The following is a 14,585-nucleotide window of genomic DNA, read 5'->3' on the forward strand; positions in this document are numbered from 1 at the left end:
TGCTTTTAATTTCGGCAAATATCCTGAATTCGCGGCCGAATTCAAACAATGCTAGATGTCTTTCTCAATATCGTCGATCTTCACCGAACCGTGCACCACTTCCAGCAATTCGCGGAGGTCGTACGTGGAGCGGTTATACGTATTGCCGAGGACAATGATCACCGCGTCGTCTTCGGGGCAGACCCACAGCATGGTATTGTAACCTTTCCACCAGCCGCCGTGGTAAATAAATCGTGGTGTGTGGTCTTCCTTGATGTGCATCCGGAAACCATAGCCGTAATTGCGGATGCCGTCGCGTTCGAAGCTCCGCGGCTTGAATGCCTCGTTGAGCAGGTTCTTTTCGATGATCAGCCCTTTGGTGAGGCCATTATAGAACCTGTAAATATCCAGCGTGGTCGAGAAGAGTCCTTTATCACCAACAACTTCATCGTAGTAATCCTTTTCCAGCTTGCGTCCATACTGATGCCCGTCAGTCCTGTTTTTTGTAGCGGCGATGGTCGTGTCGGTAACCAGATAGGTATTCTGCATGCCCAGCGGGGTGAAAATCTGGCTGTTCAGGTATTTGCCAAACGAATCGCCGGTCACCTTTTCGACAATCGCGGCGAGTACGCAGTAGTTGGTATTGCAATAGTTGAACGACCTTCCGGGACGGTTGTAGGGCGTTGGGGTAGGGACAGCCTTGGCATACCAATCCAGAATATCGAGGTTATCGGGATATTTCCTTCCGTGCTGGACGCTGTCGTTGAATGAGTAAATGTAATTCGGAAGGCCGCTGCGGTGGCTCAGGAGCATATCGACTTTCACGCCGTGATAAGGAAAATCAGGGAAAAAGCGCTGCACGGAATCATCGAGTGCAACCCTGCCTTCCTGGATCAATTTCAAAACCGCGACAGCCGTAAATGGCTTCGAGAGCGACGCCAGCTGAAAACGGGAGTCGGACGTAAGCGTGTCCTTCGCCTTCATGTGCGCGAAACCGAAGGAGTTCTGGTAAAGTATTTTGCCTTTCTGGACAATGAGCACATTGCCGTTGAAACCAGCGTTTCGTTTGCGCCTGAAAATATCCTCAATCTTCGCGATTTTCTCTGCCATAGCGGCATCAGGATTTGTCACCGCGACCGGATCAAGGTTTTTAACCGATTTGCCCGACACGGCCACGTCCGGGGAATCGGCGTTGTTTTTTCTAACTAATCCCCAGGAAATCAACATAATAACCAGGACAGCAGTTGCCGTCCACCACACTTTCGGCTGCACTTTTTTCAACATAGGCTTTTGGCCTTTAATATTCAGAACGTTGCTATGCTAACGACGCATCGATCGCATTTTCTATACTTTACCACTACAAATTAAGCGCAGAATGCCTTATGGAACTAGAACTTTCAGATGTTCTTTTCGACCATTCCTTTGATATGTAACAAAATAAATGCCAGAAACGAGCGCTCGAAATGGAATAAGATGAATGTACCCGTCGGCGGCGTCTTCGCGCCGGAATGGGACAAGTGTGCCCCATGATGTGTGTATTGCCAGAACAGCGTCACGGCTGTCGGCTGCCTTTATAATGATGGTTTGTGAAGAAGCCGGATTAGGTGCGACTTGAACTGCAAAGGCTTTTTCGGGATGTTCAATTGCGACCGGCCTGCAATGGGTAAAGCCCGAATCTTTGTCGACGAGTTTCAGCCTGTAATAATTGATACCTGCCGGCGGATCATTATCAACGAATGAATAAGAAGTCCGCCCGGTGGTTTCCCCGGAAGCTGCAACCGTTCCGATTGCCGTGAATACCCTCATGTCGCTGCTCCGCTCGATTATAAATTGCTTCGAATTCTTTTCCCACCCCGTTTCCCATTCCAATGCAATGCGCCCATTTTCCGAATGACCCTTTAAATAAATAATATCCACCGGAAGGATAATTGCCAGAACATCGCCGTTCACCGATATTTCATCAAACCACAATGTTCCGTAGATGTCGACGGAATTGTAGGCATATATCCTGACCGTGAAGGTGTTGCTGGAAAGATTGTTATAGCTCACAGGGATATTATAGCTGTTGAACACGCTGTTGTTACCGATCACAAATGCATTCAGATCCGTTGCAAAACCATCCATACTCGTCCGGACCTTGATACTGTTCGGGCCATTTGGCGAGCGGCGGAGGCGGAAAGCAATGGAAGTAATGTTGTATTTAAATGAATTGGCCGTAAATGAGAACTCCATGTAGCGGGAAGCTGAAAACGCCACCGGCCACGGTCTGATAATGTAGCCGACCACAATGGCACCGCCTGCGCTGTAAACGGTGGGTAATGTAAAAGTGTTGGGCCCGCCGGATAGGGCAGCGCTTGCGGGCGTGAAGTTGGCGTGATCGGAAACGCCCGCCTGGGTGTAATCCATGGTCCATTTGACGTGGAATGGATCCTGCCCATTAGCATCAAAAACAAAAAGCAGTATCGCGGCTATGGCCACAATACTGCTTCGAAGAAATTGCCTGTTCCTTTTCATGTGCGTGCTGTTTAAATAAAACTTACACTAACTGCTTTACTTGTTACGTAAAGCCATGAAAAAGGTAACAGCTTGTAGAATAATTAAAATTCTGCACTCTTAGGGTAGCGCGGGAACGGGATCACGTCGCGGATGTTGCCCATGCCTGTTACGAACTGAACCAGGCGCTCGAAACCTAGCCCGAAGCCCGAATGCGGCGCCGTTCCGAACTTACGGGTATCGAGGTACCACCAAAGGTTTTCGGGATCGATACCGATTTCTTTCACTCGGCCAAGCAGTTTCTCGTAACTTTCTTCACGCTGGCTGCCACCGATGATTTCGCCGATGCCGGGGAACAACACGTCCATTGCGCGAACCGTTTTGCCATCTTCATCCAATTTCATGTAAAACGACTTGATCTCGCGCGGATAGTTGGTCAGAATCACCGGTTTCTTGAAATGCTTTTCTACCAGGTAACGCTCGTGCTCGCTCGACAAATCGATGCCCCAGCCCACAGGGAACTGGAATTTGCCTTCTTTTTGGGGCTTCGATTTCAAAAGGATCTCAATCGCCTCGGTATAAGTCAGGCGCTCGAACGGATTGTCGACTACAAAGCTCAGTTTTTCGAGCAATGGCAGTGAGCGCTCGTTCTGCGGTTTGTTCTTTTCTTCTTCTGTCAGGCGATTTTGAAGGAAATTCAAGTCGTCCTTACAGTTAATCAATGCATAGGAAATCACGCTTTTGACAAAATCTTCGGCCAGGTCCATATTGTCTTCCAGCTCGAAAAACGCCATTTCCGGCTCGATCATCCAGAACTCCGCGAGGTGCCGCGTGGTATTGGAGTTTTCAGCGCGGAACGTCGGGCCGAAAGTATAGATCTTCGAAAGCGCCATTGCGCCCAGTTCGCCTTCCAGCTGGCCGGAAACGGTCAGGTTGGCCTCACGACCGAAAAAGTCTTCTTTAAAATTGATCGCGCCTTCTTCCGTGCGCGGCAGGTTGTTCAGGTCGAGTGTAGTCACACGGAACATTTCGCCTGCACCTTCGGCATCGGAAGCCGTAATGACCGGTGTATGCAGGTAGAAAAAGCTTTTTTCATTGAAATACTGATGCACCGCGAACGCCAATGCGTGGCGGATGCGGAGGATCGCGCTGAACGTGTTCGTACGCGGGCGCAGGTGGGCGATCTCGCGCAGGAATTCCAGCGAATGCTTTTTCGGCTGCAAAGGATATTCCTCAGGATCTGCCGTTCCGTAAACCTCAATGTCAGTAATTTTTACTTCCACCGTCTGTCCCGCACCTTGCGATGCGATCAGCTGGCCGGTTATTTTAAGGCATGATCCGGTGGTTACTGTTAACAGCAATTCGGCAGAAAACTGACCGGGTTCAGCCACTGCCTGGATATTATGTATGGTCGAGCCGTCATTCAGCGCGATGAAAATCGCGTTTTTGCTTTCTCTTTTTGTTCTCACCCAGCCCTTTACGACAACCGATTGGTTTTCAGGCGTAGTTTGTAAAATTTCTTTGATTTGCAACGGTCCCATTTTTTTCAATTCAATCTTTAAAATGTCAGCCGGGAAATGCCCGGTTTTTTACGAATGAGGCGCAAAATTACAAATTAGACCACGAAAACCTATTGTGCGCATGCAACTTACTTTTCTGTGGAACTCAATCATTGTACAGTCTGGTTTTCAGCTTAATTTTGCTTGCATCATCCTGATTAAAGACCTGTTGTTTTGAATAACCGAATTGCTACCATTTTATCGGTGATTTTCCACCCGCTGATACTCACGACATACCTGTTTGCATTGCTCTTCCTTCTCGCTCCCGATCTGGTGGGCGTGAGCGCATTCGAACTGCCTGCGCTGGGAAGCCTCCTGCTGTTGCTTTGGCTGAACACTTTTATTGCACCGGCTCTGATGATGTTCTATTTTAAGAAAATGGGCATGATTACGTCGTTGCACGTGGAAGATGCCGCCGAGCGCCGCATTCCTTACCTGGCCTGTGTGATCATTTACGGGCTCGCTACCTACTTGTTCGGTTGGCAGCTGGAACCGATCGGCGAGCTTGCGCCGCAGATTTCCGTCATTCTGGCCAGCGTCACATTGTCACTAGCGCTGATTGCGATGGTAAGCTATTTCTGGAAAATCAGCGCCCACGCCACCGGTATTGGCGGCGCGATCGGCATGCTGTCGGGCCTGATGATCCGGTTCGACGAGAGTGCTTTACTAATGCCGTTGCTATTGACGATCCTCATTGGCGGCTGGCTCATGAGCGCTCGCCTGCAACTGAACGCGCACACGCCCCCGCAAATCGCCGCCGGTGTATTTTGTGGACTTTTCGTCAGTAGTGCTACTGTTTATTTCTTCTTTTGATACAAAACACTTCACAGCATGTATCAAAACCTGATTTTCGAAAATAATGATGGTGTTGCCCGCATTACACTCAACCGTCCCGACGTATATCACGCATTAAGTCCGGCACTCATTGCCGAGATCACCGGCGCCGTGCAGACCGCCGCAGACGACGACTCCGTTCGGGTGGTACTCCTTACGGCCACCGGCGACAAGGCATTCTGCTCCGGTGCCGACCTCAAAGAAACCGCGGCATCCGGCAAAAGCGCCGGCGAAATCCTCAGGGATTACTACGAGCCAATGATCACCGCCATTCGCGATATCCCGAAACCCGTGGTATGCCGCATGAATGGCCTGGCCGTAGGGGCGGGCTGCTCACTGGCACTTGCCTGTGACGTAGTAATAGCTGCCGAAGACACATACCTGAGCCTCCTTTTTGTACAAATAGGCCTCATGCCTGACGCTGGCGCAACATTCATCCTCCCACGGCTCATAGGTATAGCCCGTAGCTTCGAACTGGCCTCTACCGGTCGGCGTATTCCCGCGACAGAAGCAGAACAAATAGGGCTCATCACAAAAGCGGTATCCTCGGAGACCCTCGACAGCGAAATAGACAGGCTTATAACCTACTACCGCCACGCCCCAACCCTGGCCATCGGTGCCATGAAGCGCGCATTCAACCAATCCATGCATTCCAATCTGCCGCAAATGTTGGAAAGGGAGCGTGAAAGTCAGGAAACACTGTTTGGGACGCGGGATGTTGAGGAAGGAATTTCTGCTTTTTTAGAAAAAAGGAAGCCTGATTTTCAGGGCATTTAGCAGATTTTGAGAAAATTTTTCTTAAATTTATCTGCCGAGATTTGTGACTGCGAAATTCATCTCATACATTTGCAGTCCAATTCGGAAACGGTTGCGTAGCTCAATTGGATAGAGCACCTGACTACGGATCAGGAGGTTTGGGGTTCGAATCCCTACGTGACCACAAGTTAAAGCATCTGAGCGATCCTCAGATGCTTTTTTGTTTGCATCGCATCTGCTACGGATCAGGAGGTTTGGGCCGGGCCGCCGGGCGGTTCGAATCCCTACGTGACCACTTGAAAATAAAAGTTGCAATACTTGGCTAGCCTTAGAATCAGCATGAAACGCCTTTCCACGTTGATAGTTATTACGGCCAATTTAATTTTCGGTATCCACCTTGTACTGAAGGGGACGTTTGGAGCAGAAAACATAATGTTTTTTGTGTCTTCGGCGGTTGGTTTGTATTGGATTGGAAATGGCTTCTTTATCCGCGATCTCAAATTCGACGAGGATTTTTTTCTTATAACAAGGACATCAAAATTCCTCTTTTCTCTATTACGGCGATAAAGCTAGGTCTGAGCTCCGACCTCCAGAATGACCGTCATTAGTGAATTCAATATAAGGTAGGTGACAGCATTGAAAAGTCTATCACGGTCTTACCGTCGGTGACCAACGATAATTTTGTAAAATTTCTTAGAGCGGTTGAAGCTAGAAATCCGTCAATCAAGACAGATATATTTGAGTTTGAGCTGTTGTGGAGTTTTATGCCTAAAACAACATGGAGGGTAAGGAGCGAATGGGATTCAAAGGTGTAACGTTCTAATCGCGCTGGCCAAGGCGCTTGAATTTGTGAAGTTTAGATGTCACGATCCGGAGTGCTCTCATTTGGCGGGAAGTCCCTACATCGGGAATTTGTACAGAAACGTGCTAACGAGCCTTGAACCCTACTACAAAAGATCACATACCCAATGGTCTGCGTCGAACATCGCTATTGAGGATTCCAGTTATGCACTCGACGCAGTCAGGTATCACATCACAACAGTCAGCAATTGGCATCGACTTGATGTCAAAACAAAGCTCAAAGCACTGACAGAGTATCTGAACCCTCTCCGCTTCAAAGAAGAAACACTTTTTGCGTTGATGGAGTTTGGCGATAATTATCATGAAGTCGAAAGGCAGGACTCTTAGGTCGACGGCAATTCTAACGGCCAGCCGGTAGAAGAAATAAGTTTGCTTGATCAATCGAGTTGATTGTTTGCTGGGAAACTCTACTTGAAGGTGCTTGAGGCTGCAAAATCTGGGAGAAAAGTTTCCTGGAAAAGAAAAAGCGATATTTCAATGAGATAGTCACTACTCTATTGGAAATTACGGTGAAACTGACCACCTGATTTTATTTTGGATTGACCAAGCACTTTCCTTACACGAGAAATCATTAAGGGTCATTAGTAGTACCTTACGTTCTTGCCCAGTTAGTTGCCCAAGTGCGGGAACTTCAGTTAATGAAGGCAAATTAAATACTGGCATTAAATCACTGATATACATTGGCTTATACGAAAATATGTGGATGGGTAAATGGATCTGTAGCACTCTGCATTTTCTTTTAAAGAAACATCAAAATAATGCTGTCTGAGAGCGCATTCTGATAAAACAAAATTGCCTAAACGTAGAATACTTGGCAATTGCCAGTAGGGGGTAATTTGGGGTTACATGTAATTATAACTACCAAACAACAGTCAAAATATTCTTACAAAAGCTACAAAGCGCGGAGTGAGGCTAAATAAAAGAAGGTAGAAAACTTGCCACGGCTTTGGTGTGCATTTTTCGTGGTATAGCCAACCATTCACCGAAACTGAGATCATCAAAGCCCTCAAAGATTTGGATTCTGGCAAGCAACCAACCGACATTGCCAGGAAAAAGATAAGCCTCGCTTATGGGGATAGTGACACCTCTGAACCCAGCAAACACCAATTCTTCAATAAGTTGAAACGGCTGCAACAGGTATTTTATAAATTTACGTTCATCGCTTTCAAACTGCATTCGCCCCTATGGCTATTCACGTCGCTATTACCCGCAAAGTCCTGCCCGGAAAAGAAGAAGAATTCAAAGATGCACTTCGGCGTTTTCTTGGCGATTCATTTCTGCATGGCGGTGTGCACGGCGCAGCAATGATGACTGCTTTACCTGGCAGCGAGAGCCGGGATATTGGCATATTAAGGACGTTCGCCGATCAGGCTGAGCGGGATGCCTTTTACAATTCGAAGCTATTCAAAGATTGGGAAGCCTATGCATCGACGTTGACGGAAGAACCGGTCTATCGGGAGCTAACCGGCCTGGAAGCCTGGTTCCGCTCACCTGTTCCTCCACCGAGATGGAAAATGGCCGTGGCTACGCTTTGCGGTGTATATCCTACCAGCTTGTTCCTGACTTATCTGCTTGGGCCGTACATCCAGGGACTCCATCCTGCATTAAGGACTTTAATTGTGGCTGGATGCATGGTGGGATTACTGACATGGGTCGTGATGCCGCAGGTTACGAAGGTACTGAAACCTTGGCTTTCGGCGATCAAAAAGTAGTAAGTAAGACCAATAGTAACGCGCTTGTGCAGCGCAGCGAAAGTTACAAAGCAAAAAGTGACGGGCTGCAAAGCCATGGGGGGTCGCCTAGGCGCTATTTACCGCGGCTAGGCGCCTAGCCGGGGGCGTTGCTTCCGTGGCGGGGTACATATAAATTCCGCCTTTGAGCAGGTTGCGGTGAACGTCGGCGATCAGCGCGCCAATGTAGCGGGCAATAAATGTGGAGGTGCCGTAGAGCACATAACCCGCAGCTACCTGGCTCAGGCCGCCCTGCAAAAAATCCGCTTCCACCGCGGGCGTGCCGGGCATGGACTAGCGTCGATAAATGGAGAAAATGGTCCCGATGGACACATTGACGTCGATGTTGGAGGAGCCATCGAGCGGATCGATGGCGATCACATCCATTTTAGGCAAACGATGGCTCTTCTACACCTTGACCTGCCGCATTGTGATAGGTCTCGTAATTTTCCTGAAATGCCCGCATCAGACGGGTGGCGGTGTCGTCATAATCCGCCCGGTTCCGCCAGGTCTGGCGTGGGTTGAGCAATTCTTCAGGAATGCCCGGGCAGGCCATAGGAACTTGTAAGCCAAACGGTTGCAATGTCTGATATTCGACTCGATCGAGTACGCCCGACAGCGCACCCCGGATGACGGCGCGGGTGTGCGCCAGTTTCATCCGATGTCCGGTGCCGAACGAACCGCCTGTCCAGCCGGTATTCACCAGCCACACCGGCACGTCCGAGGCTTTCAGGTGTTGCCCCAGCAAACCGGCATATTCGAAAGGATGCAGCGGCAGAAAGGCCGCGCCAAAACAGGCCGAAAACGTGGGCACAGGCTCTTTTACCCCAACTTCCGTCCCGGCCAGCTTGGCCGTGTAACCCGACAGAAAGTAATACATCGCCTGCTCCACCGTAAGCTTCGCGATAGGAGGCAGCACGCCAAATGCATCCGCCGTCAGGAAGAATATGTTGCGCGGTACGGGACCCACGGACGGGTTGGCGCGATTGGCAATGTAATGCAGCGGGTAGGCAGTCCTGGTATTTTCCGTAACCGACTGATCGGCATAGTCAACAATCCGGGAGTCGGGGATAAAGCGCGTGTTCTCCAACACGGCGCCGGGCCGTATCGCACCATAGATTTCAGGTTCATGTTCCGCACTGAGATTGACCACTTTGGCATAACACCCCCCTTCAAAATTAAACACCTGATCGCTCCACCCGTGCTCGTCGTCGCCGATGAGCTCCCTTTCGGGATCCGTGGAAAGGGTTGTTTTTCCGGTGCCAGATAATCCAAAAAACAATGCCGTATCGCCAGCTTTGCCCACATTGGCCGAGCAATGCATCGATAAAACGCCCTTCCGGGGCAGCGTGAGGTTGAGAACCGAGAAAATACCCTTCTTCATTTCGCCTGCGTAGCCAGTGCCGCCGATCAAGATGACCCGCTTGCTGAAATTAATGATGGTAAAATTACCCTGCCGTGTGCCGTCGGTAGCGGGATCCGCCTGAAAGCCGGGAAGGTTCAATATCGTCCAGTCGGGCTTGAAATCGGCGCGTTCGGCTTCGGATGTTTCGATGAAAAGGTTGTGACAGAAGAGATTATGCCAGGCATATTCATTGATCACGGCGATATTAATGGCATAACGCGGGTCGGCACCGGCTTTCACGTAACGCACGAATACGGACCGGCCTTCCAGCGAAGCGAGCATGCGGCGGTGAAGGTGGTCAAATTGTTCGGGTTCGATGGGCTGGTTAACAGGTCCCCACCAAACGGTATCTTCGGTCAATGCATCGCGGACGATAAACTTGTCTTTGGGCGACCGGCCTGTGAACTTGCCGGTGTCGCACATCAGCACGCCTGCTTCGGTGAGCACGCCCTCGCCGCCGTCGAGCGCCAGTTGGGTCAGTTCAGGCTCCGTCAGGTTCAGCGCCACGGTGGCGGTGGCCGGTATGCCCAGGCATTGGAGTAAATCGGTATCTATGGCGGAATGGTTCGGGTAGATGTTCATATAGCAAAGGAGTTTTGGTATAAAAAAGAAAAATGTGGGCTACCGGCTCAATACCGGCTTGGGGTTGGGCATATCAGGAATGGCGGGAGGAGGGGTACCTTCGTCGAATGCCTGTTGCATCATCTTGCGGTCGAAGGCCTTCTCGTTGTTGGCCAGGAAAATCGTGGCGACGGCATTACCGATAAAGTTGGTGATGCTGCGCGCTTCGGACATAAACCGGTCGACGCCCAGCAACAGTGCCAGCCCTTCGACGGGGATCACGCGCACGGCCGTCAACGTGCTGGCGAGCACTACAAACCCGCTTCCCGTGACGCCCGCTGCCCCTTTCGAGGTTACCATGAGGATGCCCATAATGGTCAGAATTTGCGAGCCGGTGAGTTCTACACCGAACACCTGCGCCAGGAAGACCGTCGCCAGCGAGAGGTATATCGTAGTGCCGTCCAGGTTAAACGAGTAGCCTGCGGGAACGACCAATCCCACCACCGGCTTGGCACAGCCCATGCGTTCGAGCTTTTCCATTAGGGCGGGCAGCGCTGCTTCCGACGACGATGTGCCCAGCACGATCAGCAATTCCTGCCGAATGTATTTCAAAAAAGACCACAGGCTGATCTGATAATAGCGCAGGATGGCATTAAGCACGACAAACACGAACAGGAACATCGTCATGTAGACGGTTGTCATGAGTTTGGCAAGGGGCAAAAGGGTCCCAATCCCATATTTGCCGATCGTATAGGCCATCCCGCCAAATGCACCGATCGGTGCAAACCGCATTACTACATACAGCGCTTTAAATATCCATTTGGAAGCAGCAGACAGCGCGCTCAGGATCCGTTCTCGCCCCGTATAGCGGCTCAGTACCATGCCCAACACAATGGATACCAGCAACACCTGCAGCGTGAGATTATCGGCCAGGAATTGGAGCCATGAAAACGACTCGGCACGTTCGGAATACTGGCTGACGGCCGCGCCATTCAGGTTGCCGGTCGCGACCCCATCGCCCGGCCGGATCAGGTTGGCCACCGCAATGCCGATGAGCAGCGCCACGGTGGTGACCACCTCGAAGTACAGCAGTGCTTTTCCACCGACGCGCCCCACTTTTTTCAGATCACCCATACTACTGATTCCCAGCGTAATGGTAAGAAAGATAATGGGATTGATAAACAGCTTAATGACGTTGATAAACCACTTCCCCAGAAATTCCATCTGGACTGCGGTGCCGGGTGCAAAATGCCCGAACAAGGCACCGGCGATAATGGCGGTCAGCACCCAAAACGTCAGGTTACTCAATAACTTCTTCATAAAACTCGGCGATTTGAACAAGTGAAACCGGAACGCAGCAATTTGGCGTTCGATCGGAATAAATGTCCCCGCGGCAAAACGCCACGGGGTTTCATCAAAAATTAACCATCAGATTGGCGTAATAATAGGTTCCATTGAACCCAAACTGGTTTGCATTGCGGGTGTAAGGTACTTGTCCGTTGCTGTAAGATGCGTAATTCGTAAACACACGGTCAGGATATACGTTGGTGATGTTATTACCCCCGAGTGTAATGGAGAAAGTCTTGTTCAATGCATATACTGCCGACACATCGAATAGATTCTTGCCACCGAAGGTCTGCATCCGGTGCGGCAATCCGCTGGGCTTTTCCCAGGCCGTTACCGCTCCGAAATACGTGGAGCGGAGGTTTACCGACAGCTTACCCATTTGATAGCCGAGCGATACCAGCACTTTGGTACGTGGCTGGCTCGTCTCAATCAATGCGCGGCTCACGGTGTCGATCAGGAGGATCGGAACGGTTGTTCCGGCCTGCAATTGGGCGGGCGTTCCTTTGGTACCCACAATTTCGGTTTTGTTGACTGTAAGCGCCACGCTGGCTGTGAAGGCATTGTTGCATTGAAGCGGCTGCCGGAACGAGGTTACAAAGTCCACGCCGCGGGTCCGGGTACTCACTTGGTTGGTGAAAAAAGTAATCTCCTGCAAGCCGGGGAAGAGCGGTTTCAATGCGGCAATGTTGTTCACCCGCAGGTTTTCCGTAATGATGATCCGGTCACGAATGTCGATCTGATAAGCGTCCAGGGTAATCAGCAGTCGGTTACGGATTGCTTTGGCTGTCAAGCCGAGGTTGTAGTTCCAGGAGGTTTCGGCTTTCGGATCTTCAATACCGATCTGGCTGAGGCGGGGATCGTGGTTCGGGATTTCCTTGGTGGAAGTGACCACGCCATTCTGCACAGTAGAGGTAGTGACCGCATTCGCAACCTGCTGCAACAATGGCGCCCGGAAGCCCCGGTTGATCGATCCGCGAATGGAGAAATTGTCGCTCAGCTTGAAGCGCGAGGCAAGCTTGCCCGAGAGGTTTCCACCAAAATCACTGTAATTCTCGTAGCGTAATGCACCTGTCAGCAAGAGTCGCTCGGTGAGGTCACTTTCAACGTCTACATACATCCCGATGTTTGAGCGGGTGCGGTTCGTTTCATCGTCTACACCGATGCCGACGCGCCCCTGCGATCCCGGAATTTTATTGTTCGATGCCGCAAACGGGCCGATCTCGTAGCTGGCCGGATCACCCGCTGTCAGCCGGAACTGGTCGATGCGATACTGGGCTCCCATCGCAAGGCTGAGCGTTTTCGTCCCCAAAATGCCGTACATCGTTTTGTTGAGGTTGATTTCGCTCACGCTCTGTCCGAAGGCAATGCGGCCCACGTAAAAGTCTTTGGGAGAATTCACTCCCATCGAAGCATTCGTTGAGTTTTTGACATTCTGATCCAGGTAGTTGTAACCATAGCCGGTACTGAAATCCAGATTCCAGCCTTCGGTTACTTTCCGTCGGATACCCAGCACGACCGAGTAATCCTGAACAGTGCCGGGCAACTTCGGCGTAAATCCATCCGGATATACTGCCGGGTTAGTAGTCCCGACCGCGGGGATGGCCGTGCGGAAAAAACCCTGTGCATGCACACGTTTGCGGGAAAATCCGCCGAAGGAATACAGCGTCCAGTTTTGGGCCACCGGTAAGCCTGCATTGTAAAACAGCTGCCCCGATTTCATGGCATTGCTGCCGTATTCCGTCACGCGGAAGGTGCCGTAAGGGCCGTAAACCCCGCGCACTTCCCGCGCCGACTCATCGGTCGTTTTGTTGTTGGTATAAACACCGGTGTAGGTTCCGCCGGGTACCGGCTGCGGGTTATAGGGGTCCGAGCGGTCGGTGCCGGACACATCCTGATAGCTTCCCGTTACGTTCAAATATCCTTTTTTGCCCAGACGGAATCCATAATTCACACCGGCCGTATAGCCGCCGCCGTCGCCTTTGCTGGTCACGCCGTATTGGAACATAGCGCTGCCGGTTCCCACCGACTTTTTGAGATTCAGATTGACAATCCCTGCAATCGCGTCCGAGCCGTATTGGGCGGCAGCTCCGTCACGCAGAATTTCCAACCGCTCCACGGCCAGCGTCGGCACGGCATTCATATCGGTAACTACGGTACCTTTGCCCACGGTCACGTTCAGGTTCACCGCAGCAAACTGATGCCGGCGTTTGCCGTCGACTAGCACGAGCATTTGATCCGGCGAAAGTCCCTTCAGGGAAGCAGGATCGGCATAGCTGGCCACGCCATTGATCCCGTTTTTGGCTGAATTGAAAGAGGGCGATGTGAACTGCACCTGCTGGCTCAGCTCTACCTGGCCGGTAGACTGCAACTCTTTGGCAGTCAACACATCCACCGGCACAGCGCGTTCCACATCCGTCCGCGCCACCGTCGACCGGGAACCTACCACGGCGACTTCCTGCAACACGACCGAACTTTCTTCCAGTGTGACATTTACAGTGGTCTGACCTGTCAGCAATACATCCTGATTTTTATACCCGATAAAGGAAAACAAAAGCGTTTGACCCTGCTCCGCTTCCAGCTTGTATTGCCCCTCAGCATCCGTTGAGGCGCCTTTGGTAGTGCCCTGCACACTCACATTCACCCCGGGCAGCGACTCGCCACTTTTGGCCGTTACCTTGCCAGAAATCATCAACGGAGCCGCTTCGGCAGCAACCGGCTCGGCCGCGGCAGCATTCAAAATGATTTGCTGACCTGCCACACGATAGGTAATGCGAAGTGGTTCAAGTAGTTGATTGAGCACATTATCGAGCCGTTGATCCTGCACGGAGACTGAAATAGGTCGGTCCGCATTAATCACTTCCGCACTGTACATAAACCGCGTATCCGTCAATTGTTCGAGGCGGTTGAGCACAGTGCGTGCAGGCTGGTCGACGGCAGTCAGTGTAACCCGACGGCTAAGTATTTCCTGTGCCCGTCCCTCGTGGGCGATGGACATGCTACCAAACAGGACGGCGAAAAGAAGTTGGCAGAAAGTAATTCTCATAATTACCCACAGCAATA

General features: G+C 51.1%; 11 protein-coding genes, 1 tRNA gene and 1 pseudogene. 5 read left to right on the forward strand and 8 right to left on the reverse strand.

All coding sequences use genetic code 11. The annotated features are described in order from the left end of the window. Nucleotides 1-51: 51 nt before the first annotated feature. The 3 genes from IEY24_RS29285 to asnS all read right to left on the reverse strand — a co-directional run bounded on the left by IEY24_RS29285 (nt 52) and on the right by asnS (nt 4,013). A complete protein-coding gene (locus IEY24_RS29285; protein ID WP_188938854.1) occupies nt 52-1,263 on the reverse strand; it encodes a serine hydrolase domain-containing protein in 1,212 nt (403 codons plus the stop codon). Between the two features lie 96 nt (nt 1,264-1,359). Further along, complete coding sequence (locus tag IEY24_RS29290) at nt 1,360-2,493, reverse strand: T9SS type A sorting domain-containing protein (RefSeq protein WP_188938855.1); 1,134 nt, start codon at nt 2,491-2,493, stop codon at nt 1,360-1,362. Nucleotides 2,494-2,576: 83 nt separating this feature from the next. Beyond that, nucleotides 2,577-4,013 (reverse strand): asparagine--tRNA ligase, encoded by a 1,437-nt coding sequence (gene asnS / locus IEY24_RS29295; RefSeq protein WP_188938856.1) that lies wholly within the window; start codon nt 4,011-4,013, stop codon nt 2,577-2,579. Between the two features lie 192 nt (nt 4,014-4,205). Here asnS and IEY24_RS29300 point away from each other — a divergent pair, with 192 nt between their 5' ends. The 4 genes from IEY24_RS29300 to IEY24_RS29315 all read left to right on the forward strand — a co-directional run bounded on the left by IEY24_RS29300 (nt 4,206) and on the right by IEY24_RS29315 (nt 6,809). Further along, nucleotides 4,206-4,844: a hypothetical protein gene (locus tag IEY24_RS29300; RefSeq protein ID WP_188938857.1), complete on the forward strand. Its 639-nt coding sequence runs from the start codon at nt 4,206-4,208 to the stop codon at nt 4,842-4,844. Between the two features lie 18 nt (nt 4,845-4,862). Then, nucleotides 4,863-5,642 (forward strand): enoyl-CoA hydratase/isomerase family protein, encoded by a 780-nt coding sequence (locus IEY24_RS29305; RefSeq protein WP_188938858.1) that lies wholly within the window; start codon nt 4,863-4,865, stop codon nt 5,640-5,642. An 89-nt stretch (nt 5,643-5,731) separates the two neighbouring features. Then, nucleotides 5,732-5,805, forward strand: a tRNA-Arg gene (locus IEY24_RS29310). 740 nt (nt 5,806-6,545) lie between these two features. After that, a complete protein-coding gene (locus IEY24_RS29315) occupies nt 6,546-6,809 on the forward strand; it encodes a hypothetical protein (protein ID WP_188938859.1) in 264 nt (87 codons plus the stop codon). A gap of 585 nt (nt 6,810-7,394) precedes the next feature. On the opposite strand, the gene IEY24_RS29320 is transcribed toward IEY24_RS29315, so the two are convergent. After that, nucleotides 7,395-7,658: a hypothetical protein gene (locus tag IEY24_RS29320; RefSeq protein ID WP_188938860.1), complete on the reverse strand. Its 264-nt coding sequence runs from the start codon at nt 7,656-7,658 to the stop codon at nt 7,395-7,397. Nucleotides 7,659-7,666: 8 nt separating this feature from the next. Between IEY24_RS29320 and IEY24_RS29325 the strand changes: the two genes are divergently transcribed. Further along, a complete protein-coding gene (locus IEY24_RS29325; RefSeq protein WP_188938861.1) occupies nt 7,667-8,194 on the forward strand; it encodes a putative antibiotic biosynthesis monooxygenase in 528 nt (175 codons plus the stop codon). 114 nt (nt 8,195-8,308) lie between these two features. Here IEY24_RS29325 and IEY24_RS29330 read toward each other — a convergent pair. The 4 genes and pseudogenes from IEY24_RS29330 to IEY24_RS29345 form a co-directional block, all read right to left on the reverse strand. Beyond that, a pseudogene (locus IEY24_RS29330) lies at nt 8,309-8,593 on the reverse strand (class 1 fructose-bisphosphatase); the annotation flags it as partial. A gap of 7 nt (nt 8,594-8,600) precedes the next feature. Then, nucleotides 8,601-10,199 (reverse strand): phosphoenolpyruvate carboxykinase (ATP), encoded by a 1,599-nt coding sequence (pckA, locus tag IEY24_RS29335; RefSeq protein ID WP_188938862.1) that lies wholly within the window; start codon nt 10,197-10,199, stop codon nt 8,601-8,603. A gap of 39 nt (nt 10,200-10,238) precedes the next feature. Further along, entirely contained in the window at nt 10,239-11,498 is a 1,260-nt protein-coding gene (dctA, locus tag IEY24_RS29340) for a C4-dicarboxylate transporter DctA (RefSeq protein ID WP_188938863.1), read from the reverse strand. Between the two features lie 94 nt (nt 11,499-11,592). After that, on the reverse strand, nt 11,593-14,568 hold the full coding sequence (locus tag IEY24_RS29345) for a TonB-dependent receptor (protein WP_188938864.1): 2,976 nt from the start codon (nt 14,566-14,568) through the stop codon (nt 11,593-11,595). Between the last annotated feature and the right edge of the window lie 17 nt (nt 14,569-14,585).

It is taken from the genome of Dyadobacter endophyticus (assembly GCF_014641595.1).
GTDB classification, from domain to species: domain Bacteria; phylum Bacteroidota; class Bacteroidia; order Cytophagales; family Spirosomataceae; genus Dyadobacter; species Dyadobacter endophyticus.

What these genes read in the sequence shown, in the direction of transcription:
- IEY24_RS29285 (WP_188938854.1), bottom strand. Translation starts at nt 1,263, where the DNA reads ATGTTGAAAAAAGTGCAGCCGAAAGTGTGGTGGACGGCAACTGCTGTC.
- IEY24_RS29290 (WP_188938855.1), bottom strand. Translation starts at nt 2,493, where the DNA reads ATGAAAAGGAACAGGCAATTTCTTCGAAGCAGTATTGTGGCCATAGCC.
- asnS (WP_188938856.1), bottom strand. Translation starts at nt 4,013, where the DNA reads ATGGGACCGTTGCAAATCAAAGAAATTTTACAAACTACGCCTGAAAAC.
- IEY24_RS29305 (WP_188938858.1), top strand. Translation starts at nt 4,863, where the DNA reads ATGTATCAAAACCTGATTTTCGAAAATAATGATGGTGTTGCCCGCATT.
- IEY24_RS29320 (WP_188938860.1), bottom strand. Translation starts at nt 7,658, where the DNA reads ATGCAGTTTGAAAGCGATGAACGTAAATTTATAAAATACCTGTTGCAG.
- IEY24_RS29325 (WP_188938861.1), top strand. Translation starts at nt 7,667, where the DNA reads ATGGCTATTCACGTCGCTATTACCCGCAAAGTCCTGCCCGGAAAAGAA.
- pckA (WP_188938862.1), bottom strand. Translation starts at nt 10,199, where the DNA reads ATGAACATCTACCCGAACCATTCCGCCATAGATACCGATTTACTCCAA.
- dctA (WP_188938863.1), bottom strand. Translation starts at nt 11,498, where the DNA reads ATGAAGAAGTTATTGAGTAACCTGACGTTTTGGGTGCTGACCGCCATT.
- IEY24_RS29345 (WP_188938864.1), bottom strand. Translation starts at nt 14,568, where the DNA reads ATGAGAATTACTTTCTGCCAACTTCTTTTCGCCGTCCTGTTTGGTAGC.